The 25,078-nt window shown below is 70.5% G+C and carries 23 protein-coding genes and 1 pseudogene; 8 read left to right on the top strand and 16 right to left on the bottom strand.

The window, feature by feature from the left end; translation table 11 throughout:
- The 3 genes from ABZ453_RS44340 to ABZ453_RS44350 form a co-directional block, all read left to right on the top strand.
- Nucleotides 1-126, top strand: a 126-nt coding sequence (locus ABZ453_RS44340; protein WP_359024758.1) for an acetyl-CoA carboxylase biotin carboxyl carrier protein subunit, incomplete at its 5' end; no start/stop codon positions are given.
- A 7-nt stretch (nucleotides 127-133) separates the two neighbouring features.
- Nucleotides 134-1,159, top strand: coding sequence for a DMT family transporter (locus ABZ453_RS44345; RefSeq protein WP_359024687.1), 1,026 nt, complete (start codon nucleotides 134-136; stop codon nucleotides 1,157-1,159).
- The gene (locus tag ABZ453_RS44350; protein ID WP_359024689.1) at nucleotides 1,129-1,713 is read left to right on the top strand and encodes an NAD(P)H-dependent oxidoreductase; all 585 of its coding nucleotides are present in this window, start codon (nucleotides 1,129-1,131) and stop codon (nucleotides 1,711-1,713) included. Before ABZ453_RS44345 ends, ABZ453_RS44350 begins: the two co-directional genes overlap by 31 nt.
- Nucleotides 1,714-1,733: 20 nt before the next feature.
- Here the strand turns inward: ABZ453_RS44350 and ABZ453_RS44355 are convergent.
- A pseudogene (locus tag ABZ453_RS44355) lies at nucleotides 1,734-2,303 on the bottom strand (zinc ribbon domain-containing protein); the annotation flags it as partial.
- A gap of 8 nt (nucleotides 2,304-2,311) precedes the next feature.
- Here ABZ453_RS44355 and ABZ453_RS44360 point away from each other — a divergent pair.
- Nucleotides 2,312-3,256, top strand: a complete 945-nt coding sequence (locus ABZ453_RS44360; protein WP_359024691.1) for an alpha/beta hydrolase — start codon at nucleotides 2,312-2,314, stop codon at nucleotides 3,254-3,256.
- Nucleotides 3,253-4,515 carry an MFS transporter gene (locus ABZ453_RS44365; protein ID WP_359024693.1) on the top strand — a complete coding sequence of 421 codons (1,263 nt, stop codon included), beginning with the start codon at nucleotides 3,253-3,255 and terminating at the stop codon, nucleotides 4,513-4,515. Before ABZ453_RS44360 ends, ABZ453_RS44365 begins: the two co-directional genes overlap by 4 nt.
- A 57-nt stretch (nucleotides 4,516-4,572) precedes the next feature.
- Here ABZ453_RS44365 and ABZ453_RS44370 read toward each other — a convergent pair whose 3' ends face one another.
- Nucleotides 4,573-5,040 (bottom strand): nuclear transport factor 2 family protein, encoded by a 468-nt coding sequence (locus ABZ453_RS44370; protein ID WP_359024695.1) that lies wholly within the window; start codon nucleotides 5,038-5,040, stop codon nucleotides 4,573-4,575.
- A gap of 140 nt (nucleotides 5,041-5,180) precedes the next feature.
- On the opposite strand from ABZ453_RS44370, the gene ABZ453_RS44375 reads away from it, so the two are divergent.
- Nucleotides 5,181-5,630: a Clp protease N-terminal domain-containing protein gene (locus ABZ453_RS44375; RefSeq protein ID WP_359024697.1), complete on the top strand. Its 450-nt coding sequence runs from the start codon at nucleotides 5,181-5,183 to the stop codon at nucleotides 5,628-5,630.
- A gap of 209 nt (nucleotides 5,631-5,839) precedes the next feature.
- Here ABZ453_RS44375 and ABZ453_RS44380 read toward each other — a convergent pair whose 3' ends face one another.
- The 4 genes from ABZ453_RS44380 to ABZ453_RS44395 form a co-directional block, all read right to left on the bottom strand.
- Entirely contained in the window at nucleotides 5,840-6,646 is an 807-nt protein-coding gene (locus tag ABZ453_RS44380; protein WP_359024699.1) for a tetratricopeptide repeat protein, read from the bottom strand.
- Nucleotides 6,592-8,799, bottom strand: coding sequence for a BTAD domain-containing putative transcriptional regulator (locus tag ABZ453_RS44385; protein ID WP_359024701.1), 2,208 nt, complete (start codon nucleotides 8,797-8,799; stop codon nucleotides 6,592-6,594). The genes ABZ453_RS44380 and ABZ453_RS44385 overlap by 55 nt, the downstream gene beginning before the upstream one ends.
- Before the next feature lie 61 nt (nucleotides 8,800-8,860).
- On the bottom strand, nucleotides 8,861-9,697 hold the full coding sequence (locus ABZ453_RS44390; protein ID WP_359024703.1) for an alpha/beta hydrolase: 837 nt from the start codon (nucleotides 9,695-9,697) through the stop codon (nucleotides 8,861-8,863).
- Nucleotides 9,698-10,216 (bottom strand): hypothetical protein, encoded by a 519-nt coding sequence (locus tag ABZ453_RS44395; RefSeq protein ID WP_359024705.1) that lies wholly within the window; start codon nucleotides 10,214-10,216, stop codon nucleotides 9,698-9,700.
- Between the two features lie 40 nt (nucleotides 10,217-10,256).
- On the opposite strand from ABZ453_RS44395, the gene ABZ453_RS44400 reads away from it, so the two are divergent.
- Nucleotides 10,257-10,400 carry a hypothetical protein gene (locus ABZ453_RS44400; RefSeq protein ID WP_359024707.1) on the top strand — a complete coding sequence of 48 codons (144 nt, stop codon included), beginning with the start codon at nucleotides 10,257-10,259 and terminating at the stop codon, nucleotides 10,398-10,400.
- Nucleotides 10,401-10,909: 509 nt separating this feature from the next.
- On the opposite strand, the gene ABZ453_RS44405 is transcribed toward ABZ453_RS44400, so the two are convergent.
- The 4 genes from ABZ453_RS44405 to ABZ453_RS44420 form a co-directional block, all read right to left on the bottom strand.
- Nucleotides 10,910-12,208 (bottom strand): glycosyltransferase, encoded by a 1,299-nt coding sequence (locus tag ABZ453_RS44405; protein ID WP_359024709.1) that lies wholly within the window; start codon nucleotides 12,206-12,208, stop codon nucleotides 10,910-10,912.
- A 297-nt stretch (nucleotides 12,209-12,505) separates the two neighbouring features.
- Nucleotides 12,506-12,877, bottom strand: a complete 372-nt coding sequence (locus tag ABZ453_RS44410) for a hypothetical protein (protein ID WP_359024711.1) — start codon at nucleotides 12,875-12,877, stop codon at nucleotides 12,506-12,508.
- 105 nt (nucleotides 12,878-12,982) lie between these two features.
- Nucleotides 12,983-13,390, bottom strand: coding sequence for a hypothetical protein (locus ABZ453_RS44415; RefSeq protein WP_359024713.1), 408 nt, complete (start codon nucleotides 13,388-13,390; stop codon nucleotides 12,983-12,985).
- A 728-nt stretch (nucleotides 13,391-14,118) separates the two neighbouring features.
- On the bottom strand, nucleotides 14,119-14,532 hold the full coding sequence (locus ABZ453_RS44420) for a peptidase inhibitor family I36 protein (protein ID WP_359024715.1): 414 nt from the start codon (nucleotides 14,530-14,532) through the stop codon (nucleotides 14,119-14,121).
- Between the two features lie 414 nt (nucleotides 14,533-14,946).
- Between ABZ453_RS44420 and ABZ453_RS44425 the strand changes: the two genes are divergently transcribed.
- Nucleotides 14,947-15,759 carry a maleylpyruvate isomerase family mycothiol-dependent enzyme gene (locus ABZ453_RS44425; RefSeq protein ID WP_359024717.1) on the top strand — a complete coding sequence of 271 codons (813 nt, stop codon included), beginning with the start codon at nucleotides 14,947-14,949 and terminating at the stop codon, nucleotides 15,757-15,759.
- A gap of 402 nt (nucleotides 15,760-16,161) precedes the next feature.
- Here ABZ453_RS44425 and ABZ453_RS44430 read toward each other — a convergent pair whose 3' ends face one another.
- The 6 genes from ABZ453_RS44430 to ABZ453_RS44455 all read right to left on the bottom strand — a co-directional run bounded on the left by ABZ453_RS44430 (nucleotide 16,162) and on the right by ABZ453_RS44455 (nucleotide 25,062).
- The gene (locus ABZ453_RS44430; protein WP_359024719.1) at nucleotides 16,162-18,090 is read right to left on the bottom strand and encodes a glycosyltransferase family 39 protein; all 1,929 of its coding nucleotides are present in this window, start codon (nucleotides 18,088-18,090) and stop codon (nucleotides 16,162-16,164) included.
- A gap of 71 nt (nucleotides 18,091-18,161) precedes the next feature.
- Nucleotides 18,162-19,247, bottom strand: a complete 1,086-nt coding sequence (locus ABZ453_RS44435) for an NlpC/P60 family protein (protein WP_359024721.1) — start codon at nucleotides 19,245-19,247, stop codon at nucleotides 18,162-18,164.
- Nucleotides 19,248-19,292: 45 nt separating this feature from the next.
- Nucleotides 19,293-19,775, bottom strand: coding sequence for a poly-gamma-glutamate biosynthesis protein PgsC/CapC (locus tag ABZ453_RS44440; protein WP_133047809.1), 483 nt, complete (start codon nucleotides 19,773-19,775; stop codon nucleotides 19,293-19,295).
- Nucleotides 19,772-21,271 carry a poly-gamma-glutamate synthase PgsB gene (gene pgsB / locus ABZ453_RS44445; RefSeq protein ID WP_359024723.1) on the bottom strand — a complete coding sequence of 500 codons (1,500 nt, stop codon included), beginning with the start codon at nucleotides 21,269-21,271 and terminating at the stop codon, nucleotides 19,772-19,774. Before pgsB ends, ABZ453_RS44440 begins: the two co-directional genes overlap by 4 nt.
- A gap of 15 nt (nucleotides 21,272-21,286) precedes the next feature.
- Entirely contained in the window at nucleotides 21,287-23,503 is a 2,217-nt protein-coding gene (locus tag ABZ453_RS44450; protein WP_359024725.1) for a HAMP domain-containing protein, read from the bottom strand.
- A gap of 314 nt (nucleotides 23,504-23,817) precedes the next feature.
- Nucleotides 23,818-25,062 (bottom strand): hydrolase, encoded by a 1,245-nt coding sequence (locus ABZ453_RS44455; protein WP_359024727.1) that lies wholly within the window; start codon nucleotides 25,060-25,062, stop codon nucleotides 23,818-23,820.
- Nucleotides 25,063-25,078: the final 16 nt, after the last annotated feature.

Here is a 25,078-nt window from a genome sequence, read left to right on the forward strand (position 1 = left end):
GTCCTGGAGGCGATGAAGATGGAACAGCCCCTCAACGCCCACCGCTCCGGCACCATCAAGGGCCTGTCCGCGGAGATCGGCGCGTCCATCAGCTCCGGCGCCGCCATCTGCGAGATCAAGGACTGAACAGGCGATGAGTGCCATGGGGCTGTCCGTGCTGCTGTGCCTGGTGTCGGCGTTCTGCTATGCCGTGGGGGCGTTGCTCCAGGAGCGGGTCGCCGGTGCGGCACAGCAGGCGCCCGTGCGCGGAACACTCCACTCCGGGCTGTGGTGGGCCGCGCTCTCCCTGAACAGTGGAGGCGGCCTGCTCCATGTGCTCGCGCTGCGCTGGGGTCCACTCAGCCTCGTACAGCCGCTCGGTGCGCTCACCCTGGTCTTCGCCCTTCCGCTGGAGGCGCTGGGGCACGGTGGCCGGGCGGGGCGTGCGGCGTGGACCGGGGTCGGGCTCGTCACCGCGGGTCTGGCGGTGCTGACCGGTTTGGTCGACGCCGGTCCGCGGGTCCTTCTGTCCGCCGCGGACCAGTCGGTGATGGCCGGGCTGGGCCTCGGCGGCGTGGCGCTGCTGGCTGTTGCCGCGGCCGTGGTGCGACGGGCGGAGGTGCGTGGCGCGGTGCTCGCGGCGGCTGCCGGCGTGGCGTTCGGCGTGTCCTCCGTACACGTCAAAGTGGTCGTGGCCGGCTGGGGGGAGCTCGCAGTCGGCCCCGAGTCGGTAGGGGCGTGCCTCACGGCGGTGCTCGCCGTGGCCGGACTGGCCGCCTCCCAGGCCGCGTACCGGCGTGCCGGGCTCACGGTGCCCCTCGTGACCACGACGCTGGTCAACCCGCTCGTCGCGTCCCTGATCGGGGTGGCCGTCCTCGACGACGGCTTCCATCACGGTGCGGTCGGGCTCGCGCTGGTGGCGACGGCAGCCGCTGCGGCGGCCCTCGGGCTGCTCCTGCTGATGCGCGACCGGGCCGGCAGCGAGGGCACGGCCACGGTGAACGATCGCGTTCCGTCACCGTGGCCGTCGGACCGCCACGCATCCCTGCCCGGGCAGTCCGAAGATCACGTGGATTGCCCGTCGGGCCGCGCAACTGCCCTTGGAAGAACCCGAAATGGACCGATTCCCGATACCAGGGGAGGACAGTCATGCCGGAACAGTCCCTACGTCTCGCAGTGATCACCAGCAGTCCGCCGGAGAGCGGTTCGGGCCCCGTCGTCGCCCGATGGCTGACACGGCAGGCGGAGCAGTTCGGCGCGTTCAGCGTCGACGTGATCGATGCCGTCGAGGCCGATCTGCCGCCGGTGGTCTCCCCGGCCCGCGCCGCCACGGTCCGGCAGCGGCTGGAGGAGGTGGCGACGCGGATCGAGGCGGCCGACGCCTATGTGGTCGTCACGGCCGAGTACAACCACGGCTGCCCTGCCGTCCTGAAGAGCGTCATCGACTGGCACCCCACGCAGTGGCGCGGCAAGCCGGTCTCCTTCGTCTCGTACGGCGGCCGGTCCCGCGGGCTGCGGGCGGTCGAGCAACTGCGGCAGATCTTCGCCGAACTCCACGTCGCGACCCTGCGGGACGGTGTCAGCTTCGCCGACCCGCGCGGTCAGTTCGACGAGGACGGCAACCCACGGGACGCCCCGGGCCTCGACGCGGCGGTGAAGACCATGTTCGGCCAGCTGGTGTGGTGGGCCGCCGCGCTCCGGCAGGCGCGCGGACGACGCCCGTACGCGGCTTGACTTCCTCTCCCGCCCGAAGGGCGGGGGCTTCCAGCGGTCGCCCGCTGGGTTTCCTGCGTCACCGAGGACCGCCCGGTCCGGGAGGACTCCCGTTGAGGTCTTACACCGTCTCCACAGGCAGACGCCGCCGGCCCGGCGGCCCGGACGTTGCATGCCGCGATCACGTCACGGTCATGCACCGTGCCGCACTCACACGTCCCCCCACGGACGTCGAGCGGCAGCTTCACCGCGATCCGACCGTAGGTTCCGCACCGCCTCGAGCTGGGCGCGAAGCGGTCGACCACGACGATGTCGCGCCCGTACCAGGCGCACTCGTACGCCGGCGTGGAGCGGCGCGACGGCTCCCGCTGCGCGCGGGTCAGGCGGGCGCCGTCACGCCGCTCGTGCCGCGGGTCGGCGACCCTCTTCCGGCTGGAGGCGGTCACCGGGGAGGTGATCCCGGCGTCGATGCCCGGCCGTCCGTCGCGCCACGACGAGAGGCTGTGGGGGCACTCGGCCTGCGCGTCGCAGATCCGGCGCTGCTCGCCGTACCAGCCCCGGGTGCGCTCCTGCAACGCCTGGCCGTGCACGACCCGGACACACGCGAAGGACGGAACCGATGACCACGCAGGAGCTGAGGGAGAAGAGGGAGACGACCGTGAGAAGGCAGCAGACTCCGGCCCCGGAGCCGACGTCCGCGGCCAGGACGACGGGTGTCACCGACATCACGCTGGACGCGGGAGGCATCACCCTGTCCGGACTGCACATCGAGCCGACCGGCCCCGCGCCCAGGGCGGTCGTGGTCGCTGTGCACGGCGGGGGAATGACGGCCGGCTACTTCGACGGACAGGCCCATCCCAGCGTGTCGCTGCTGAGGCTCGGGGCAAGCCTCGGCTTCTCGGTGCTGAGCCTTGACCGGCCCGGTTACGGACGTTCGGCCGATGAGATTCCGCACGGGCAGAGCCTCGCCGAGCAGTCGGCCGCCCTGCACGCGGCGCTCGACGACTACGCGCGGCGCTTTCCGGTGGGCGAGGGCTTCCTGCTGGTCGCGCACTCCTTCGGTGGCAAGGTCGCGTTGACGGCCGCAGCCGACGACCGGCGCGGCCGGATCATCGGCCTCGACATCTCGGGCTGCGGGCACCGCTACGCCGTCGACTTCCGGGAGCCGCCCGGCGATCTCGCCCGCGAGTCCTGGAAGTGGCACTGGGGGCCCCTGCGGCTGTATCCACCCAACAGCTTCCGCTACAGCCGTCCTCTCGTGGCGCCCATGCCGCCGGCGGAGCTGCGGGAACTGCGCCAGTGGTCGCAGATCTTCCCCGGCGTCGCGGCCCGGGTCCGGGTGCCCGTCAGGTTCACGTTCGCCGAGTTCGAGAACTGGTGGCGGCACGACACCGACGCCCTGGAGGAGATGGTCGGCCATCTCCGGGCGGCCACGGTCACGGTGCACCGTCAGCCGGACGCGGGGCACAACATCAGCCTCGGCTGGGCGGCACGCTCCTATCATCTGCGCGTCCTGGCCTTCCTGGAGGAACTGCTCGCCCACCGCGAACAGGGCGGCGGATGAACCAGGAGGTGACTCGGCGACGCGCACCGGTTGCCGGCCCCCTGCCTCGGCTCAGAGGGATCGGCCGCTCCCTGTCCGTACGCAACTTCAGGCTGTTCTTCACGGGCCAGCTCGTCTCGGTCATCGGCACCTGGATGATGGTCGTCAATCAGGACTGGCTGGTGCTGTCCCTGACCGACGACTCCGCCACCGTCCTCGGCGTGGTCACCGCCCTCCAGTTCGCGCCCATGCTGTTCCTGTCCCTTTACGGGGGGCGGCTCGCCGACCGTGGCGACAAGCGTCTGATCCTCCTCGTGGCCAACCTCGCCGCGGCCGCGCTGTCGCTGGCCTTGGCGCCCCTGGTGTTCACCGGAGCCGTTCGCGTGTGGCACGTCTGCGCCCTTGCCCTCTGCCTGGGTGTCGTCAGCGCGATCGAGACACCGGCCCGGATGTCCTTCGTGCACGAGATGGTGGGCGGCGACCTCCTGCCCAATGCCTCGGCCCTGAGTGCCGCTTACTTCAATCTGGCGCGCGTCTTCGGGCCGGCACTGGGCGGTCTCGCGATCACCTGGTTCGGTGCGGGACCGGTGTCGCTGCTCAACTCGGCCAGCTATCTGGCCACGGTGACGGCGCTGCTGATGATGCGCCCCGAGGAACTGCTGCGGCGCCCGGGCACGGCCGGCGACGGTCGGTCCGTCGACACGCTGCGGTATGTCGCCTCACGCCCCGACCTGCTGCTGCCCCTGCTCACGGTCGCGGTCGTGGCTGTCTTCGGTCTGAACTTCCAGCTGACCCTGCCGCTGCTCGCCAGGACCGTCTTCCACGCGGACGCCGGGTCGTTCGGGCTGTTCACTTCGGCGATCGCCGCGGGATCGCTCATCGGCGCGCTGATCGGCTCGGGACGTGTGGGACGGCCCTCGGCGACGGTGGTGGCGGGTGCGGCCGTCGCCTTCGGCACGGCCGAGGCACTGACGGGGCTCGCTCCGGGGCCGGGCACCGCGCTGGTCCTGCTGGCGGTCACGGGCCTGACCGCCATCTTCTTCACGCAGGCCGTCAACCACCGCGTCCAACTGGGCTCGGATCCCGGCTACCGCGGCCGCATCCTGGCGCTCTACACCCTTGTGCTCCAGGGATCGACACCCCTCGGCGCGCTCCTGACCGGTTGGCTCGCCGCGCACCACGGTGCTCGCGCGGCCCTGGTCCTCGGCGGACTGATCTCGCTGGCCGCCGGGCTCGGTGCCCTCGGCCCGGGGCTTCGGCGCATCCGGGCGTCCCGGTGATGGGCCGGTCAGCGCGGGGCCGGCCCTTCCTCGTGGAGAACGCCGGCCCCGCTCGGGTCACTCGGCCGCAGCCGGGAGCTGCGGCGCCGTCCCGGACATCCAGATCGGGCGGACGGAGGTGCGGGAGAAGCGCCAGCCGTCGGCCGTGCGGCGCAGGTCGACGTCCCAGACGCCGCCTACGGTGAACAGCGGGTCGAGGCCCTGGCCCAGCTTCTCCAGCGTGGACTCGTGGTGGATGTGGGTCATCAAAGAGTTCCAGGAAGCGGTGGCACTGTCGGGACCGGCCGCGTCGGCCTCGATGAGGATGTCCGTGTTCATGTACTGGATGGCTGCCCAGTCCTCCACGGCCTGCTGCGACTGGCGTACGGCCGCCGCGCCGCGGGCGGCCCCGTGCGGGCTTTCCGCGATCACGTCGTCGGTGAAGAATTCCTTGCCCCAATCACCCTCGAAGCGTCGCTCATTGAGCGTCCGGAAAAACCGGCCGATGAGTACAGTTATTGCGGTGTTGTCCTCTTGGGTTGTCATGCTGTGTAGACTGCCATCACTGGCCGTTGTTCCGTCAAGTCACAATTGTGTGAGGTGACTTCAGGCAAGTCCCGGAAGTCGGCGGGCCAACTCGGACAAATGAAATCGGATCGAGTTCATCCGTAAGAGGGGAATCACTCATGCAGGTCCAGTACACCGACCGCATGGCGGCTGCCGTGCGGTCGGCGAGCGAACTCGCCGCCGCGCAGCGCAGTCCCGAATTATTCACCATTCATCTGCTCACCGTTCTCAGCGCGCAGGAAGATTCCACGTTCTCGGCCCTGCTGATCGCGAACGGAGTGGATCTGGCGGCTTTCCATGAATTCGCCGTCAACCGCAGCCGACAGATGATTCCGCCGGTGTCGCGTGTGTCGGCGGAGGACATCCGCCCGAGTCAGGAACACGCGGGCCTGCTGGAGGGCGCGGCCACGCAGATGGCGGAGATCGGCGACAGCCGGCTCGGCACCGAGCACTTGCTGTTGGCGGCGCTCAAGTACCGTCCGGGCAAAGGAGCCTGGGCCACTTTCGACCTTTCGTACGCACCGGTACGCAAGAGCCTGGACGCGCTGCGCAAGAACACGTCCGTGTGACGTCGTCAGGTGGATCAACGCCACCTGACGTCCCTCGGCCCGGCCGCCTGCCGGCCGCGGTAGTGCGGCCGGGTTCGTGGACCTCGCCGTCGACGACACCCTGGCGGACCTGTTGGCGAAGACCGTGGGGGACCAGGGGGAACAGGGCAGCCAGTTCCGGGGCCCGTCCACTGCGGCTGCGGCGCCTGGGGTCGCGAGGAGTGAGTCACTCATGTCCTGCCCCGGGTAGTCCGGGGCAGGTCCTCGGGGGGCGGGGAGACGACGGCGATCCGTGGCGCGGGCACCGCGTCCCCGAGGGCCAGCAGGCGCGTACGGGTCTCCTCGGCCGCCGTCGGGTCGGTGCGCATCAGGAGCCGCACCGCGCGCTCCCAGACCGTGCGGGCCGCGCCGGGGTCGCCGACGGCAAGGTAGGTGTCGCCGAGGTGACGCAGCGTCCCCGCCTCGCTGAACAGGTCGCCGACCTCCCGGTAGAGCCGTAGCGCGCACTGGTACGCGGCGATGGCCTGCCGGTGCTCGCCGAGGTGGTGGCGGGCGACGCCGAGACTGTCCCAGGCGCCGGCCTCGGCGTACCGGGTACCGGTGGGGAGGCCGACCAGGCCGTCGAGGGCCTCCTCGAAGTAGGCGGCGGCCGTGTGGTGTTCGCCCCGCAGGAGATGGCTCCAGCCCAGCGCGTGCAGGGCACTGGTCTTCGCGGCACGGTCGCCGAGGGCCCGGTAGAGGGCGAGGGCGCGGCCCGCCGCGTCGAGCGCTCCGTCATGATCGCCGAGGCGGTCCAGAAGCCAGCCGTGACTGCGATGGGCGTGGGCGAGGCCGAGCCGGTCGCCGAACTCGGCGAACAGGTCGAGGGAGTGGCGGATGTGGGTCCGGGCGTCGTCGTACCGTTCCAGGCGGGCCGAGGCGCGTGCCAGGCCGCGCTGCAGATGGGCTTCGGCCGTGCGGTGGCCGTCGCGGATGGCCGCGTTCAGGCCGAGACGCTGGAGCGCGGCCCCGTCGTGCCAGTGGCCCTGCCGGTCCATGAACCGCTCCAGCGCCCAGGCCAGGCCCCAGACATGTGCGTGGGCGCCGCGGGCGTCCGCCCGTTCGGCGACGGCGGCAAGTACCCGTGCCTCGGCGGTGTACCAGCGGAGTGCCAGCGCGTCGTCGGCGAAGGAGTCGGGGTTGGCCCCGGGGGCGGCGGCGGGCAGCGGGGGGAGTCTCCAGAAGGGCGAGTAGACACGGCCTGCGGCGTGCGCGGTGTGCAGATAGTGGTCCAGGAGACGGCGTACGGGGCTTCCCGCTCGCCCGCGCTCTCGTCCTTGGCCACGCGCTCGGCTGCGTAGGTACGCAGCAGATCGTGGCAGGCGTACCGGCCGGGTAGGTGCTCGGTGAGCAGGTGGGCACGGGTGAGCTCGGCCAGCAGCGAGCGGACGGCCGCCTGCTCGTCGCCCGTGACGGCCGCCGCGGCCGGCAAGGAGAGATCCGGGCCCGGATGCAGGGACAGCAGCCGCAGCAGGCGTGCCGCGCCGGGGCTGAGCGCACGGTAGGACCAGGAGAGCACCGCCCGTACGTCCCCGGCCGGGTCCGCGTCGGTGAAGGCGTCCAGGCTGCCGCGGGTCGCGCGTAGTTCGTGCGCGACCGCGGCCAGCGGGAAGTGCGGGTGGGTGGCGGCCCGGGTGGCGACGACGGCCAGGGCCAACGGCAGCCCCCCGCACCGGGTGACGATCTCGTCGACGGCCTCCGGGTCGGTCAGGACGCGGTCGGCGCCGAGGCGGCGGGTCAGTGTCTCGCGGGCCTCGGCGGTCGACAGCCGGTCCAGTGCCAGGGGGCGTGCGGCCTCGGCCGTGACCAGACCGAGGAGCCGGTCGCGGCTGGTGACGATCACGAGGCAGCCGGGGCTGCCCGGCAGCAGGGGCCGCACCTGTTCGGCGTCCAGCGCGTTGTCGAGCAGGATCAGCACCCGGCGCCGGGCCAGCAGGCTGCGGTAGAGGCCCGCCTGGACGTCCGCCCCGGCGGGTATGCGCTGCGGCGGCACGCCGAGGGCCTCCAGGAACCCGCGCAGCACCTGCGCCGGATCCGCCGGGACCCCGCCCGGATCGAAGCCGCGCAGATTGATGTACAGCTGCCCGTCGGAGAAGCGGTGGGCGGCGCGGTGCGCCCACCGCACGGCCAGCGTGGTCTTGCCGATCCCGCCCATCCCGCTGATCACGGCGATCCGGGCTCCCGCCGCGTCCTTCGCCGACAGCTGCGCCACGTGTGCGAGTTCGGACCGTCGGCCCGCGAACGCGGCAAGGTCGGCGGGTAGTTGGGCGGGGCGGACGAATGGGGCAGCCGGAGGGGTGGTTTCCGGAGGAGAGGTGACGGTGGCCGGAGGATCGGCAACCACGGTCAGCCGGACCGGCGCGCTGTGAACGCCGTGGTCCGGCTCGGACGGATTCCTGCCGACGTCCTCACGCAGCACCTCCTGTTGCGCTGCCCGCAGTGCGGAGCCGGGCTCGGCGCCCAGTTCGGTGGTGAGTCGGGCTCTTACGCGCTGCCACATCGCGAGCGCCGCCGCCCGTTGTCCGCCGGCCGCGAGCGCGCGCACGAGCAGGGCCTGCAGTGGTTCGTCGAGCGGGTGCTCGGCCGCGGCGCGGTGCAGCACGGCGAGCAACTGCCCGGCCTGGCCCGTGGTCAGTGCCGCGCTCGCGGCCTCCTTCACCACCGCCAGGTGCTCACGCTCCAGGGCGGTGAACGCGGGGTGGGAGCGCGCCTCCACGGGGACACCGGTGGCGACCGGCCCGGTGCGCAGGTTCAGCGCTTCCAGCAGCACCGGTAGGGCAGCCTGCGTGCCCCGGACACCGCGTTGCCGCGCCTGCCGCACCAGCTCCCTGAAGCGCAGCAGGTCGAGTGTCTCGGGCGTTGCGTGCAGCCGGTACCCGCCCGCGTCCCGTACCAGCCACCGGCCCGGCGAGCGGACCGGCAGACCGGGCTCCAGCAGCCGGCGCAGCACACCGATGTGCCGGTAGACCGCGTTGGCGGGCGAGCTGGGCGGCGACTCGCCCCACAGGGCGTCCTGCAACTCGTCCATGGCCACGGGCCCTCCCGCGTGGGCCATCAACTGGGCCAGTAGCAGGCGTTGCTGGGCCGCGCCGAGCGCCACCTCGTCACCGTCGCGCCAGACCCGTACCGGTCCCAAGACCTCAAACCGCATCGTCACCGTCGTCGTCCCCGATGTCCCCGTGATGTGTCCCCGTGCGCGTGCCCGCGTGCGGTCAGGTGGCCGGCAGCCCGTCGAGCCAGCCCATGACCAGCGAGTTGAACTCGGCCGGACGCTCCTGGAACAGCCAGTGCCCGACCCCTTCGAGGACCGCCGACGCGCTGTAGGGGTGCCGACTCAAAGCCTCCTCCCCGTCCCCGTCGATCCCCTTGGCCTTGAGGGATGCGGCCGCCGACAAGGACAGCACCGGGCAGGCGCGCCGCGAGAGGTAACTCTCCACGCCCGGCCGGACGGTGAGCGCGGCGGCCGCCTCGTCGAAGAGGCCGTGGAAGACGTCCCGTACGGTCATCGGGTCCATGCCGAGGATCCGCCGACGGTGCCAGACCCGCAGCGCGTCCGCGTCGGGGCCGTCCGCGGCGGGGTTCTCCAGCCCGCCCAGGACCGCCACCGCGCTGCCGACCGGGTCCGGGACGCTGAAGGCGGCGGCGAGCTGCGGCGCGAACTGCGCCTCGAAGCCGTAGCCGGGCTCGACCGCCACGACGGCCCGCACCAGGGACGGGTACTCGACCGCCAGGACGGAAGCGACCACGGCACCCATCGAGTGTCCTACGACGACCACCGGAGGGGCGTCGATGCCCTGAAGCAGCTCCGCGAGGTCCGCGGCGAAGTCGCGGGGGCGCATTCCGCCCGTCAGTCCTGATGACCGGCCATGACCGCGCAGATCCGGGGCAATCACCCGGTGCCGCGCCGAGAACGCCCCGATCTGCGCCGACCAGTCGTGCGAGTCGCAGGTTCCGCCATGCACCAGCAGCAGTGTCTCGCCACGGCGGCTTTGGGCCGGTCCCTCGTCGGTGTGGAACAGCCGGTTGCCGTTGATCATTGTGTAGGTCACTTAATTCGCTCCCGGTGAAAGGGTGTTGGTGGGTGGCGGGAGCGTAGGCAGAGAGCAGTGGACGAAGTGTGCCTGGCTTGTGACCGCGGCCCTGCCTTCCTCATGCCGGTCGATCTTGAGCTGTACCTCACCCGCCCCGACGGGATCGAATGCGTGGAGCACGGCCCGCGCGCTCTGCCAAACGCACAGAACCTTGGTGGGATCACCGGCCGAATGATGGTCGTCGCCGAGCCGGTCCAGTACGCGGGCCTCGTTGAACAGGTCGCCGGTCTCCCGGAACCGCAGGCGGTTGCGTTGCGGGTCCCGGCCGACGAAGACCGCCAGAGCGGTCGGCAGTTGGGCCGGTGGGACGCAATGCCGGGGCGGTGCGCCCGAGTGAACGGCCTCCGGCTGGGCCGGTGCGCTTTCCGAAGAGCCCTCGGGCCCCGGTTTCCCGGCCGCCAGCAGCCGCGCGGCGTTGAGCTCGGGGCCTGGATCGACATCCACCTCGTCCGCGAGCCGGTCGGCGACCGAACGCACCACGGGCGTCGTACTCACGATCCAGCTCTGTGAAGACCGGATGCGGGGGTGCCTGGGCGGGGCATCCGGCGGCCCGGCCGCGGCGCAGGGCGAGCGCGTCGGCGTACGCCGCGACGGCCTGCCGCACATCGCCGTGCGCCCTGGCCTGCGCCACGAGCCGGCGCAACAGCAGCAGGTCGACTGAGTCGGGCGGAGCCAGCAGCCGGTAGCCGCCACTGCCGCGCAACAGCCAACGGCCCTCGGCCCGCTGCGGCAGCCCCGGCTCCGACAGCCGCCGCAACTGCCCCACATGGCGGTGCGCCATGGTGGTCGCGTGAGCGGGAAGCCGGTCCCCCCACAGGGCGTCGACGATGTCCGGCAACGGCACCGGGGAGCCTGTTCGGGCCGGCAGCAGGGCGAGGAGGGTGCGGCGCAGCGGCGGCCCCAATTCCACCTCGGTCTCCTCCCGCCATACCCGTACCTCCCCCAGAACCGCGAACCGCAGTGGCACCGATGTCATTGCCCCGCCCTCCCTGATCCCCATGCTAGGCAGCGGCTGGACCGCTCTCACGAGGTCAGACATTCCGGACGTGGCACGAGGACGGTGACGGTAGGACAGCAGCCGCCGGGGCGGCTGCGAGGGCGGTGACGGAGGGCCGGGCCACGGGAATCCGCTGCGAGGGCGATGACGGCAGGCCCGGCCGCGGAAAGCGGCTACGAGGCTGTGGCGACCACCTCCGCGATGGCCTCCAGCGCGTCATGGTGTTCGAACCCGGCCCGCAGTGCCTGCGCACGCTCGCGGTACCCGGGCTCGGCAAGCACGCTCAGCACGGCGGCGCGGACCTCCTTCGGCGAGGGATCCCCGGTCCGCAGATCGACCCCGGCCCCGCTCCACTGGACGCGGGCCGCCACCTCGGGCTTGTCCTCTCCGTCGCCGCCCACGACGAGCGGTACCCCCTGCCGCAGGGCCTCGTGCACACCGCCGTACCCGCCGTTGGTGACCAGCACGGACGCGTGCGGAAGGAGCGCGTCGAAGGGGACGTACCCGCCGATGCGCGCGTTCGCCGGTACCGCTCCCGCGGCCTCGATCATCGCCGGGCCGTCCGCGCGCCCCGTCGCGGCCACCACCAGGACGTCCTCGTCGGCCAGGGCATCCAGGGCCGGGCGCACGAGCCTGCCGAGATCACGATTGTCGAACGACCCCTGGGTGACCACGACGACCGGCCGCTTTGTGTCCTCCACTTCCGCCCACCACTCGGGCAGCGGCCGTGGCGTGCGCGGCACGGCGGGCAGGGGACCCACGAACCGGAACGAGGACGGCAGGTCGCCGCGCGGATACTCGAACTCCGGGATGGTCAGCTGCAGATAGTGGTCCGGCGCGGTGACCATGCAGTCGAGGACGAACCCGGGCAACTCGGTGCCGCTCTCTCCGAAGTTCTCCTCGATGTGCCGCTGGGCACCGGAAAGAACCTCCCTGACCTGGTCGTTCATTTCCCGGTGCCGCTTCTTCGCCCCCTCTCCGGCCAGGGGCGGCACCGCGAGCCCGATGGGCGGCGCGTCCTCGCTGAGCAGCGTCGGCATGGTGATACCGAGGCCGATGGTGACCGGCCGGTGGCCGGGCGGAGCGGACAGGCTGAGGGCCGTCGCCCCCAGGAACTGCGGATCGCTGATGACCACGGATGCCGGGAACCGACGGGCCAGCAAGGTCCGCAGCGCGCGGTACTGGGCGGGGGTCGGATCACCGAAGACGTGCTTCAGGTCGTACTCCAACTGCGCCGGGCCCGGCGGGAAGGCGGCACGGTCGGGGAAGTACAGATCAAGCTGCCGGTCGTCGAAGTCCGCGGCCGGCGGCAACGACACATGGAGCACGCTGGCGGCCCGTACCTCATCGGCGAACCGGCTGCCGGTCAGCACGACGACCTCGTGCCCGCGCCGCACCAGGTCCGATGCGACGGTGAGGACGGGTTGGACATGGCCGTGAAACGGCGATGCGGCGGCGACGATCAGTGTCATGGTGGACTCCCTGTGCTCGGTGAACAGTGCCACGGGAGCCTAGGAACCCGTTGTGCAAAAGAAGTGCGGCAATGCCTAAGAAGCGGTTTCCGTACATGTGAGTCTTCGGAACCGTGCAGGTTGCCGTGTTCGCGGCACCTTCGCGGCGTGTCGGCCGGGGTCTGGCTTGGCACGACATCGTGCCTGTTGGGAGGCCCGGTTGCTGGCGGCACGGGCCGCGCAAGGTGCCCTGCCCTGGTCGCAGCCAGGGCAGGGCACCCTACGGCCTGCCAAGCCGACGCAGGCGAGAAGTGCTGGTCACAGCTTGACCGCGGCGGAGCAGTTCCCTATCCCGGTGCGGCAGATACGGACCGACCACGATGTGCGGGCTCCCGTCACGTACTGATCGGTCGAGGTGCAGACCATGTCGCCGTACCAGCGCCAGCTGGTGTCGTCGGTGTCCTTCACCTGATAGCGAGCGCAGTGTCCGTCGGTGAGAGTGTCGTGGGCGTGGAGCGACCAGTCACCGTTGCCGACATAGGTGACCCTGCCCGCCGCGCCGGTGGTGCTCAGGTCGTAGGACGCCGCCTGGGCAGGGACGGCCGAGAAGCCGACGAGGGCCGCGGCGGCCGATACGGCCACGACGGCCAGCCTCTTCGCCACCGAAGCCTGCTTTCTGTAAGTCATCATGCATCCCCCTTCGCTGTTTTCACCGGTTGGATCTCTTGGTGGGTACGATGTCGTGCCGGCGGCAACGGATGAGCGACCCGCACGGTGCGGCAGGTCTTGCCACTGTCAGCTCGACGGCCATGTCACGAAAATGCTGCTGCACGTCGCCGGGTTGGACCGGATACGGATGGCGGTCACCGTGACGGACGCGTCGTTGTGGACCGTACTGTTCGGGTCCAGGCAGAAGGCGGTGCTGGTACTGCCGATGCGCAGCAGGACGGTGTCGTCGTTGCGCGAGTTGTAGACCACGTCGGCCCCTTTACTCCTGGGACCGAGCGTCTGGTTGTAGTCCGGATCCTGGTAGGCGGCCGTGGGACTGCCGGCCGTGTACTGGCTTTCCGTCTGGTAGAAGCAGACCCGCGGATAGACACATCCGTGCAAGGTCGGTTCGGCGGACGCGGGTGGGGCACTCGCCACCAACGTGCCGACGGCAGCGAACGCCGCCCACCCCGCCCATGTCTTCTTCGTGATCATGCTGGCTCCCTCCGTCGCGGTGAATGTCGCTGAGGCACAGACGCGGGACTCCGTATGCCGTGAGGTGCCGTCCGTGCTGCGTGAGGCCCACGCTGAGGCAGTGACCTTGCGAAAACCTTGCCGCGCCGGCCCAAGGCTGGGCCTCCACGTCCCAAGTAGCAGCGAGAACCCCATCTGCTTCTCCGGGAGTTGACCGCGCCGGCGACACGAAGGCTCGCCCTGTGCACTCCGGTTGTGGCCAGGCGTCCAGGCCACATACACCCCCGGTCGCCGACACCGCCCCCATGACGTTCAGACGCTCACCCGGGTGCACCACCAGCTCGACCGCGCTGCATGCCCGACCGGATCGTCGCAGACAAGACCTGCAGCTCCTGCGGCTTCCGCGCCGACCTGGATAAACGGCATCGCGCACGTCATCCCCGACAGGACCGACCAGCGACGACACCGACACAAAGCGGCCGCCGCGGCGGCAGGCCGCCCGGAGCCGGGCGTCCAGCTCATCAGGGGTTGCCCCCGGCGGCGCTCCGTAATGGTTCTGGCCAAGGAGCTGTCAACCGAAACTGTTGGGCGTCACGGAGGAGGGCTTGGCAGACCACGTCAGACAGACGATGCCGGAGGGCGCGCACGGCGTCGGCCTCGTGATCCGCATCGGTGACGGTGGGGCCGCTCCCCTTCGGCCCCACCGGGCGCTCGGCCCGTACCGTGCCCACCCTCTCCGGCGTCCGGACTCAGCAGCTGGCGAGCCACTTGTGGGACAGCACCTTGAGGCCGGGGCCGCCGCTGACGCCAGGGCCCTTCACGCCCTGTCCTATGCAGCCGAGATACCCCGAGTAGCCCGTTCCGGAATAGAGGCCAACCCCCTCGTACGAGGAAGAAGTCCCGTGGTTGTAGACCGACTTGACGTTGCGGTCGTCGGCCCATGAACACTTCACGGTCCCGCTGGTCCAGTCACTGTCGGCGTTGCTCCAACTGCAGCGGTTTCCCGTGTAGTTGATTTGGTCCCAAACGCACAGGCTGCCGGAAGGGCAGTCACTCGCGGCGGCTTCGGCCGGACTCGGTGCCAACAGGCCCAGAGCCGCCACCGTGGCGGCGACGACGGTCGCGCTCAGAGTCCTGCGGGCTGTGCGTGTTGTGACGTTCATTCATGGTCCTTTCCCGTGAGTGATCCTTCCGGCGGAGAACACGTCTCGGGCCGGCCCCTCGGCGGTGCGTGCACGGATGGTGGAATACCGACCTTGTCGCGACCTTGTCGATACCTTGTCCGACCTGTACGCGCTTGCTGTGATGGATCCGCACCCCAGGTGATGAAGTGGACGGAGCAGACGGGTTGGATGACGGACTATCGACTGCCGGGCTCGCTGGAGTTGCGCGTGTCCGGACGCTCCGGAGCCCGGTCCGCCGCAGCGGCGGACCGTGGCTTGCCTTCCTCCCGGAACGGTGATCCCACCACGCCACCACGGCTCCTGCGCCGCGCCGACGTGTACCTGCTCGAGCACTCCCAGGCGTTGATCGGTGTATCTGGACAGATGGGAAGGGTTGGTCCACCCTTCCCATCTATGACTGCCCCTCATCGTGAGGCTGCCCCGCGATTGCGGCTGCCTGAAGCCATTTGTGTCGTAGCCGAGGAGATAGCCGGGTTGCTCCGGTCGTGTAAGGACGCCACGGTGCCCATTCCTGGGGCGGAGTGGACGGTTGGAGAGTCCGCGGCGCATCTGGTCCTGGCCAACAAGTTGATGGCTGATCTTGCCGCAGGGCATGAGCAGGTATACGGCGACGGCACACCAGGGGGACTTGCGGCGGCCAACGCCGCCTCGCTGGTTTCCTACCCCGAGCGAGACACATCCGTCCTCGCTGGACGCGTCGTACAGCATGCGCGGGCCTTCACAGAAGCGGCCGGGCTGCGGTCGGCGGACACCCCCACGGTGACGCCGCTGGGGCCCATGGACTTGGGGACTCTCAGCTCCTACCTCCTGACCCATATGCTTGGGCACGGCTATGACATCGCAGTAGCACTCGGTCGACCACACATGGTCGACCGTGGCAGGGTCGCTTTGGCGATGCCGTTTCTGATCACTGCGATGGACCGTGTCGTCGATGCACGAGCGGCTGCCGGTCACAGTGCCTGTTACGAGCTGAGGTTGCGCGGCCTCTCCCGGCTGACGGTGACGTTCACCAACGGCGCGTTGGCCGTACATGCCGAGCCCCTGCGGCGTCCCGACTGCACGATCCTGATCGACCCGGTCACGTTCTTCTTGCTCGCGTTGGGCAGGCGCAGTGCCATCGGTGCCATCGCTCGTGGCAAGGTCCTGGCCTGGGGGCGCAAGCCCTGGCTCGCGCCAGGGTTCCCCGCATTGTTCACCGCACCATGACGGATATGCGCCGGGGCCGCCGCCGAGTTTCATGCCCCGGAGTCGTGGGGCGCGGCGCGCAGGACGTAGTACTTGCCAGCCTGTCACCCATCCCCGCGCCATACGGCCGACCGCGTCGCAGCGGCGGGACTTCCGTGCCACAACGAAACCAAGTCCCGCATGCTCGCGCACTTACGCCTGTCAGGCACTCAACGTTGGGGTCTGATGCAGGTTCGGGTAACAGGCGCTGTCACGCGGCCTGGAGGGCCAGCGTGGTCATGACGGTTTCGAATTCGTCCTGACTCCTCACCCAGTTGGGCCCGTTTCTGGGGCCGGTCCTGATGGTCTCCGACCCCCCGGGTACGCCCGCCCGGAGCGCGCCGTCGCCGCGCGAGGTGGCGGAGACGATGTGACGGTGTCGGCTCACTTGTGCGGGGTGCAGTCGTAGAGGGCGAAGCTGCCGTCGGTGCGACGGCCATACGCGGCAGGCCTGATGTGGGTGCAGTGGGACTTCACCCAGGCGGTGGCCGGAGTGCTGGGGCGCTGGGTGGTGAGCAGCGCGTAGCGCACCTGGCGGGCGGTGACCAGGCCGCCGAGTTGCTGGGCGGTCGGGAAGGGGGTTTTGCCGGTGAAGCCACCCATGACGAGGATGGGCTCGGACTTCGCGCGCAGGAGGGGCTCGGCGGTGTACGCGGCCTGGGTGGCGAGCAGGAACTTCTCACCGTGGCGGTGCGTGGTGAGGTAGTCGAGCAGGGCCCTGTCGCGGGCGCTGGGCTGGCCCAGTCCCTTCCTCCGCGGGGCGTGGCGGGGATGTTCGAAGTACGACTTGCCGACCGGGCCGGCCATCGGCGATGTGGTGGCGCCCGCGTAGAGAGGGTTGAGGCTGGACAGGGCCCACCCCGCCGGCACGACCAGAGTGGCCGCGATCCCCGCGGCGAGGGCGGCGTTGATCCTCCGTCGGGAGGTGCGTGGCCCTCGGCTCCACAGTCCCACCACGCCGCACAGGGCGAGCATCACGGCGATCGGCAGCAGCCAGGACACGAACCGGGTGGGCCAGTCGATCACCAGCGCCCACGCGGCGGTCAGAGCGATCGCCGCCGGCAGTGCCGTGTGCCATCGGTCGGCCGCCTCGTGCTGCGCGTCGGGGTGGTGCTTCGCCTCGTACTCCGAGCGGAAGAGGGCGAGGCCGCCGCCGGCCAGCGCGGCCAGTGCCGGAGCGATGACGGCGGTGTAGTAGGCGTGGTTGCCGTTCGAGATGCTGAACACCACGGTGTGCATGGCCAGCCAGCCGCCCCACAGCAGAAATCCCGCGCGTTGCGGGTCGGTTCGCGGTCGTCCGGTCCGCCGGACGACGCCCAGGATCGCGGCGAGCACGGCGAGCGGCAGGAACCAGGCGATCTGCGGTCCCACCGTGTGGTTGAAGAGCATGTCCCAGCCGGTGTTGCCGGTGGTCCGGCTGGCGGCAGTGCCCGCGACGGCGCCGAACGCGGTGGGATCGCTGGTGAAGCGGCTCAGCCCGTTGTAGCCGAAGACCAGGGCGAACGGGTTGTTGTCGGACGTGCCGTCGAGGTAGGGGCGGCTGGTCAACGGTGTCACCGAGGCGATCAGCATCCACGAGCAGGAGACCGCCAGCGCGACGGCGGCGCCCACCAGGAGGCGCACGGCCCGGTGCAAGGGCCTGCCGAGAGAGGCGAGTTGGTACACGACGGCGAAGACCGGCAGCACCAGCCACGCCTGCAGCATCTTGGCCTGGAAGGCGAGCCCCACCCAGAGCCCGCAAGTGATCATCGGCAGCAGTCGCTCGGTGCGCAACGCCTTCTGCAGCGCCCCGGCAGCCGCCACCAGGAGCAGCGTGAGCGCGGTGTCCGGGATGGTGGCACGGGTGAGCGCCACGGTGACCGGGGTGAGGGTGAGCACCAGCGCGGCGATCAGCGCGGCGAACGGACCGGCCCAGGCCCGTACGATCCGGTGCAGCAGCCATACGGTGAGCACGCCTTCGACGACCTGCGGCAGCGCGGCCGCCCAGGTGTGCGGGCCGAAGAGCCAGACGGAGACGGCGTCGGGCCAGAAGGCGCCGGGCAGCTTGTCGATGCTGATCGAACCGCTGGCGTCGAGCCCGCCGAAGAAGAACGCGCGCCAGCCGTCGGCCATCGAGCGTATTGCCGCACCGTAGAAGGGGTGGAGCGCGGCGTGTCCGATGCCCCAGGAGTACAGCACCGCGGCGGCGGCCAGCACCGCGGCGAGCGCGGGACGCTCCCAGCGGGGGGTGCCTTCGGGCAGGCCGGAACGGCGGTTCGCCGCACGGCGGCCCCGGTGCGAGCCGGTGGGCTGGACGGCGGGGATGGCGGTCATGGCGGTGGTCCTCGGATCGGCAGGTCAGGTGGAGCGGCGGTGCACCAGCGGTGCAGTCACGGCCGACGGGATCACAGGCGGCGGGCCGCCCGGAAGCCGCGGGCGTAGAAGTCGGTGCCGTCCAGCAGCGCGTGGCCGGACAGGTCGCCCAGGGTTGGGCCGTTGGCGGCGGAGCGGCTGGAGTAGAAGCGGTGCCGGCCCTGGTCGTCGAGGCCCATGTACATGCCTACGTGGTCGATGAAGTCCGGCTTGTCCTTGATGATGGCGAAGAAGACCATATCGCCGGGTTGCAGGACGTCCAGGTCGGTGGCCTGCTTCGTGCCGGTGTGGGGGATCACCGTGTGGCCGGGACCGTAGGCGGCGATGGCGTAGGCGCGGCGCGGCAGACCGGCACCCGCGGTGTTGGTGTTGTGCATGGGGATGCCCATGCGGTACCCCCACACCAGACGCTGGAAGCCGGAGCAGTCGACATCGCCGTAGCGGGCCTGCTCCGGCTGCACGCGCGTGCCGTCCGGGAAGGTCCAGTCGATGCCCAGATAGTCGTAGAAATCCGACTTCTCGTCGTAGTAGGCGAAGTCCAGCGGGTTCTTGACCGTGGAATTGCGTGGGCCGAAGTGTGCGGTGCCCGCGTAGCGCACGCCCTTGGCGTTGCGCTTGTCGGGTGCGCCGGCGCTGCTGTACTGGAAGGCCACCGCGAAGACGTCGGGGCTGTCGTCGCCGAGCGTCTTGGCGAACCAGCTCTTGAACGACGCTGATTTCTCCATGCCCCGCTGCCACGGGTGCGGCAGTACGCGCACCCAGGCGTCCGTGGTCACCGTGGCCTCGGTGGTCCGTGGCTCGCTGAAGGTGCGGGTCGGCCCGGTGAGTACGGCCGTTCGGGCGCCGTCCGTGAAGGTGGCGAGGGTGCTGCCGTCGCTCGCGCGGACCACGGTGCGGCTGGGGGCGGACAGCCGCTCGAAGGTGTGGGGGCCGGTGGGCCGGGAGCTGGAACCGGAACCCGCGCCGTCGGCGACCGTGCCGCCGTCGTTGTCGCCGTCGTGTCCGAGGCGGTTCAAGGCGTACCCGCCGGCCGCACCGGCGACGGCTACGCCCGCGATGGTGCGGAACACGGCGCGGCGGGTCGGGTTGCTCCGTCTGCGGACGGGTTGGGAGTGCATGGCCGATCCTCCTGGAAGGGGTGCGGTGGGTGGGTGGTGGGCCGGTCAGCCCGTGGGGAGCGCGCCCATCAACAGGCCGGAGATCAGTACCACGTACGTGGCCAGCGTCACCGCGGTGGTCGAGATGACCGTGGCCGCGAGCGGCTGCCGGACCATCTGGTACGAGACCAGGCCGGGAACGATGAAGCCGAGGGTCTGTGAGGTGTAGAGCAGTGGGAACTCGTGGCTGAGGGCGAGCATCACGGTGGTCTGCATCAGCACGGCGCACAGCACCACAGCGGCGAACAGCCGTTTGCCGTAGAGGATCACCGTGCGCTGCAGCAGCTTGGTCATGAAGTACGTGAGCGCTGCCACGGCGACCATGAGCCCGGCCATCTCCACGTTGGTGACGAGCGTGAGGGCGATCCAGCCAGGGGTGATCATCCCTCCGGGAGAGAGGTTGGTGGTCAGATAGCAGACGAGCGAGAAGACCAGCCCGAGGGCGATCCCGAGTGCGGCGGTCTGTGCGTTGAGGTTGGCGGGGATCACGGGTTCCTCGTGGACTGGGGCGGATCGTAGGAGTGGTGCAGCTCGTCCGGGTGGTACGGGGCGTGCGAGGAGTACGGGTCGTCCTTGTGCGTCTGCTCGACAGGCTGGCCCTGGCGGGCGGCGGGACGGCGGGCGGGATCGCGTTGTTCCGGGATACGGATGGTCTGCGTCGGCGAGTCCAGCGGCGCGACCCAGCTGTACGGCTCCGGCTCGGGCGGCCTTGCCACGGAGATCCGTGGCCGGGGCAGGGCGATCTGCATGGTCTCCTGGTCCAGGCCGTCGCCGTCGGGAACGGCGTCGAACATGTCCTCCGAATCGTCCAGCGGCAGCTCGGCGAGGCATTCCAGGACCAGCTCGCCCTGGCCGTGGATGTTGCCGATCGCCACCAGTGAGGAGACCGGGGCGAGTTCGGCGAGGACAGCCGCGGTCAGTTCCTCGGGGTCTCGGCGGTCGCCGCCGAGATCCACCACCCGCCCGGTGAAGCCTGCCGGAATCGCGTCACGGGCGCTCTTGGTCGGGTGGCCGATGAGGAACACCGTCTCGGCGCCGAGATCCGGGATGATCGTGCCCATCTGTCCGTTGCGCTCGACCCGGTCCGGCCGGCAGTTGATGACCACGCTGAGAGGCCGTCTGATCGCGCCCAGGTCCTCGAGCTGCTGCACGTTCATCAGCGTCGACTCGGGGTCGTTCGCCGCGAACACGTTGGCGAACCGCAGCCGCTTGCCTTCGGGGGTGACGTAGCGCTCCACGGACAGCACGCCCGGGTCGGGCGGCGCGTCCCACATGCCCTGCATCGCGGTCTGCCGCTCCACGCCCAGCAGTTCGGCGACGGCGAGTGCGATCGCCACGTTCTCCTTGAAGGTGAACCAGCTGAAGCCGCGCAGTTCGGCGTCGGTCACCGTCTCGGGGTCGACCGCGATCAGCCGGCAGTTCCGCTTGTCGGCCTCCTCCTGGAGGATGTGCAGCCGGTCTTTCTCCGCCGTCACGCACACCCCGCCCACCGGCATCGAGCGCGAGAGCGAGCGGGCGACGTCGTCCAACGTCGGCCCCATCTCCTCCAGATGGTCCTCGCGGACGTTGCAGAGCACACCGATCGTGGAGCGGATCAGCTTCTCCTGATTGGTCTCCTGCAGCGCCGGCATCACCGCCATGCACTCGATCACCAGCGCGTCCGGCCGGTAGGTCGCCGCCCGCCGCACGATGCCGATCTGCTCGACGATGTTGGAGATGCCGAACTTGCGGTACACCGGCTCCTCGGTGGCATCCGGATGGATGAACCGGGCCGCGGTGCCGGTGGTCTTGGCCACCGTGACCAGGCCGCCGCCGCGCAGGGCGCCCGCACACAGCCGGGTGATCGAACTCTTGCCGCGGATGCCGTTGACCAGTACTCGCGTCGGAATCTGCTCCAGCGAGGCGAAGTGCCGCCGCTGCTCGAGGATTCCGGCGAGCCACAGCCCGGCACAGCACAGCAGAACGACGACATAGAGGAAGAGCACGCCTATTCCGTCCTTCTACCGTTGGAGAGTGGTCGCACGCAGGGGCCGGGAGGGCCAAGCGGTGTGGCCCGATCTGGCAGCCCGGTCGCGCTCGGCCAGGGTCTGGCGGATCAGTTCCAGGCTGCGGGTGACCGAGCCGATCTCGTCGTGGTTGACCGGGTGCAGCACGGTACGGCGGTCTCCGCCGGCGAGCCGCTCGACGAGCACGGCGACCGTGCGCAGCGGTCGGATCACCACGACATGGAGCCAGCCCAGACACGCCGCGCCCATAGTGAGGCCGAGGATCCCGGCGAGCATGGTGTGCTGCTGGGCCTGCACCGCAGGGATCTGGAGGGCGGCCGCCGGCTCCTCGGCGACCACGTGCCAGCCCAGACGAGCGGTCGGACCGCTCTGCGCCAGCGGCGCGGCCGCATCGAGCGACGGACCGGAGGAGGTGAGACGCACCGCCGAGGTCGCGCTGCCCGGCGTACCCGGAGCGCCCTGGGTGGCGCGCGCCAGACGGGTCAGTTCGGAGGCGGGCAATGACTGGAAGGCTTGGTAGCCCACGCTCGCCGCCAGCACCTTGTCGTCGCGGTCCGTCACCCAGACGCTGCCCAGCTTCGGCCTGGGCAGAAGGGAGTTGAGCGCCTTCACGTCGATTTCGCCGAACAGGACGACTCCGGTCCTGGGGGCCTTGGCCTTGCCGGCCGGGACCTGGGCGTAGGCGGCGATCACCGGGATCCGACCGGAGGTGTTGACGTTGGTGATCCCGCCGCCGGAAGGCACGTGGACGAGGGTGCGCAGCGGTGTCTCGCCGACCCGCAGCGTGATCCTGCCCGAGCGGTCCAGGATGTACAGCGAGCGGTACTGCTTGTGCTCGGCGAGGGACCGCCGCAGAACCTCGGTCTGGGCGGCCCGGCTTCGGCCAAGGCTCGCGGCGGCGTCACTCAGATCCGTGTAGGAATGATCGAGGGACTGCCGTATCCGGTTCGTGGCGATCTCGGTGCGGGCCTGATGGTCCGCGAGGACCCCGGCGGGAACCGCGGTCGCGGAGTCCGCGCGGTTCAGCAGGAAGATCATCGGGACCGACCAGCAGGCAACCACGAGCACGCCGACCACCGCCAGTGCCCGGTAGCCCGGTCCGCGCCGGGCCGGGAACTCCTGCGGGCCGCTCTCGCCGAGCAGTTGCCGGCGCAGTGACTCCAGTGCGCGCCCGATACGGGCCAGTTCTCCGAAGCCATGCACCGGGACCGGGCGGGACAGTTCCGACAACGCGGTCGGCCCGTCCCCGGTGGCGCCGCGGGCCAGACGCCCGGCGGAAAGATACAGCCGCAGGAGCGGCCGTTGCACGCAGAAGTGCAGGGCCAGCCCGAGCAGCAGCGCGACTCCGACCAGCGCCGCGGCCGCCCCGAACGCGAAGCGCGAGTAGTCGGCGGCCGGGGTCGGGGCCGGGGCCGGGCTGGCGGTGAGGACGAGCAGGCCCAGGCCGTCGGTGTCGCCCGGGCCCGTCACCGAGGCGACCTGGGCCCAGCCCGCCACGGTGCTCCGGCCGCCCGCAGTGGCACGCAGCAGGCTGCCCGAACCATCGGTGTCACGCCCCGATCCATGAGCCGCGTGAGTCACCGCTGCGAGCAGAGTGCTGTCGGCGGCAGCGGGCGACACCGTGCCTCGGGCCGTGCGCGCGATCGCCGTGCCACTGGCGTCCAGCACTTCGGCGGTGCGGCCGTGACCGTACGTCGTGGGGGTGGGTACGGGCTCGGACACCACCAGCAGCCACTGCCGCTCCGTTCCGTTCGGAGCCTGGTCCTGGTCGGGGTCCTGCGGTGCGGGCAGCGCGACTTTGGCGAAATACAGCAGTTGCCGTGTGCCCCCCGATGTCACCAGACGGGGCGGAACTGCTCCTTCCGTGGATGCCTTCCTGGCGTCGTCGAGTCCGGCCAGGGGCACCACCCTGCCGCTGGCCGCGAGCAGTTGGCCGGTCCGCCGGTCGAGCAGCACGCTGCCGAGGACGGTCTTCCGGGCGGAGGTGAGGGCCTTGAGCGTGGTCACGGGGGTCGACGTGCTGGTCGCCGGATACGCGTTGGCTCTACTGCGTACGGTGCTCGCCTCAGCATTGATCGCGGTGCGCGTAGCCAGGGCGGTGTCCGCGGCGATCTGCGCCTCCTCGTCCAGCACGGCCTGCGGGACACGTGCGCTGCGGACAGAGTCGAGGCTGATCACGGTCAGGGCGGCGACCGCCAGCAAAAGCGCCACAAACGCGGCTATCGGCGGGCGCACCCCGCCGAGAATCGGCATATCGGCGCGGCGACGTATGCGGTGCCGACGCGGCGCACGAGGTGCGGAGGACAGAGGAGTGGATCCTTCCTCAACTGGCGTCAAGCGCCCAGACGTTCGAGAGGGTAAACAACTTAGCGCCCTACGGTCACATAACCATCACACTTCCGCCCCGTATCGTCCAAGTTAACGGGGGCGAGGTGACGCGACACACACGGGGCCGCCGCCCCGACGCGTCGAAGGGCGGGCCTGCGGACAAGTCCGGCCCTTCGGCGTCCCGGGCGGCCGTCCGGTCAGCGGACGAAAGAAATCTCAGGGTACTTGCTGGAGGGCCCGTCGAGCAGCGTGCTGTGCTTGTGACGCAGCGTCTGGTCGAAGAAGGCGGCGAGGTAGGTGGACTGGACCAGGACTGACCGCTTCGGGTCGATCGTGCCGTACATCTGCTGCAGCTGAGCCTGGGAGAGCCTGAGCAGACCCGCCTCCTGGGGCACCATCCACGCGTTGTCGCTGAATGACTGGTGGGCGGCACCATGGAGCTTGATGTCGACCCGGTAACCCTTCAGATGCGACCACAGCGTGCGCCACGAGGCGTCATTGTTCCGGTTGTGGCTGCCGGAGCTGAAGAGCATGAAGGGCCGGTCCAGGTCCTTGCTCGGAGCCGTTCCGAAGAACTGGCCGTCCAAGTTGGCGCCGGCGGCGATGCGGTGGTCGAGTTGCATGGCGGTGTCGACCGCCGCGCCGCCCAGCGACCAGCCGAACATCCCGACACGGGACATGTCCACCGACTGCTTCAACCCGGTGGGGAGCGTCGCGTGGCCGGCGTCCGGGTTGCCACCCGTGCTGATCTTGCCGAGCTGGTTGATGACGAACTTGATGTCCGCCGCGCGCACCTTGAGCGTGTCGGAGGAGTGGGTGCCCGCCGGCATCCTGTTGAGCTCCAGCCGGTTGCCGGGGAACTGCACCTCGTTGGCGTCGTGGGTGTGGTCGACGGTGACGACGAGGTAGCCGCGGCTGGCCAGGTCCTGGGCGAGCGCGGTGCCCATCGCACGGTCCGAGTGCAGCCCGGTCGAGTACAGCAGGACGGGCAGCTTGCCGAGCGAGGTCTTCACCGGAGCCAGGACGTGACCCGCGGTTTTCGGCAGGGTCACCTGCTGCGGCGACAGACCGCGTGTCGCGAGGAAGTGGGCGCCGGAGATCGACGGCATCCACGGTGCCTGGTAGTGCCCGGACGTGGCGGTGGCCGGGTACCAGAGCGAGACCATCAACTCGCGCTTCGTGCCGGGCACGTACGGATCAGTACGGGAGTTGTCGACGAGATGCAGACCGACCATGCCGACGCTGTTCGGCCCCGTCGGCGTGGGCATGTTGAGCTGCAGAGCGGCCGCGGTCGTGCGGCTGGATGCGAGAGCCTGAGGGTGCGCGGTCTTGGCGGACAGCGCGGCCGCGTCGTTCTCGGGCGCCCAGGGCGTGTTCACGTCGGGCTCGTCGGGCGAGACCCCGGTGGCCGCAGGCTTGTCGGACGTCTTCTCGGCGGCCATGGCCGGTGATATGCCC

The sequence above is a fragment of the Streptomyces sp. NPDC005799 genome (genome assembly GCF_040630525.1).
Taxonomy (GTDB): domain Bacteria; phylum Actinomycetota; class Actinomycetes; order Streptomycetales; family Streptomycetaceae; genus Streptomyces; species Streptomyces griseorubiginosus_B.

Bases quoted from the DNA above. Each gene is read 5' to 3' on its own strand.
- ABZ453_RS44370 (WP_359024695.1), bottom strand. From the start codon at position 5,040: ATGACAACCCAAGAGGACAACACCGCAATAACTGTACTCATCGGCCGG.
- ABZ453_RS44375 (WP_359024697.1), top strand. From the start codon at position 5,181: ATGCAGGTCCAGTACACCGACCGCATGGCGGCTGCCGTGCGGTCGGCG.
- ABZ453_RS44380 (WP_359024699.1), bottom strand. From the start codon at position 6,646: ATGGACCGGCAGGGCCACTGGCACGACGGGGCCGCGCTCCAGCGTCTC.
- ABZ453_RS44400 (WP_359024707.1), top strand. From the start codon at position 10,257: ATGCGGGGGTGCCTGGGCGGGGCATCCGGCGGCCCGGCCGCGGCGCAG.
- ABZ453_RS44425 (WP_359024717.1), top strand. From the start codon at position 14,947: ATGACTGCCCCTCATCGTGAGGCTGCCCCGCGATTGCGGCTGCCTGAA.
- ABZ453_RS44345 (WP_359024687.1), top strand. From the start codon at position 134: ATGAGTGCCATGGGGCTGTCCGTGCTGCTGTGCCTGGTGTCGGCGTTC.
- ABZ453_RS44435 (WP_359024721.1), bottom strand. From the start codon at position 19,247: ATGCACTCCCAACCCGTCCGCAGACGGAGCAACCCGACCCGCCGCGCC.
- ABZ453_RS44350 (WP_359024689.1), top strand. From the start codon at position 1,129: ATGCCGGAACAGTCCCTACGTCTCGCAGTGATCACCAGCAGTCCGCCG.
- ABZ453_RS44415 (WP_359024713.1), bottom strand. From the start codon at position 13,390: ATGATCACGAAGAAGACATGGGCGGGGTGGGCGGCGTTCGCTGCCGTC.
- ABZ453_RS44360 (WP_359024691.1), top strand. From the start codon at position 2,312: ATGACCACGCAGGAGCTGAGGGAGAAGAGGGAGACGACCGTGAGAAGG.
- ABZ453_RS44455 (WP_359024727.1), bottom strand. From the start codon at position 25,062: ATGGCCGCCGAGAAGACGTCCGACAAGCCTGCGGCCACCGGGGTCTCG.
- ABZ453_RS44410 (WP_359024711.1), bottom strand. From the start codon at position 12,877: ATGATGACTTACAGAAAGCAGGCTTCGGTGGCGAAGAGGCTGGCCGTC.
- ABZ453_RS44405 (WP_359024709.1), bottom strand. From the start codon at position 12,208: ATGACACTGATCGTCGCCGCCGCATCGCCGTTTCACGGCCATGTCCAA.
- ABZ453_RS44365 (WP_359024693.1), top strand. From the start codon at position 3,253: ATGAACCAGGAGGTGACTCGGCGACGCGCACCGGTTGCCGGCCCCCTG.
- ABZ453_RS44420 (WP_359024715.1), bottom strand. From the start codon at position 14,532: ATGAACGTCACAACACGCACAGCCCGCAGGACTCTGAGCGCGACCGTC.
- ABZ453_RS44385 (WP_359024701.1), bottom strand. From the start codon at position 8,799: ATGCGGTTTGAGGTCTTGGGACCGGTACGGGTCTGGCGCGACGGTGAC.
- ABZ453_RS44430 (WP_359024719.1), bottom strand. From the start codon at position 18,090: ATGACCGCCATCCCCGCCGTCCAGCCCACCGGCTCGCACCGGGGCCGC.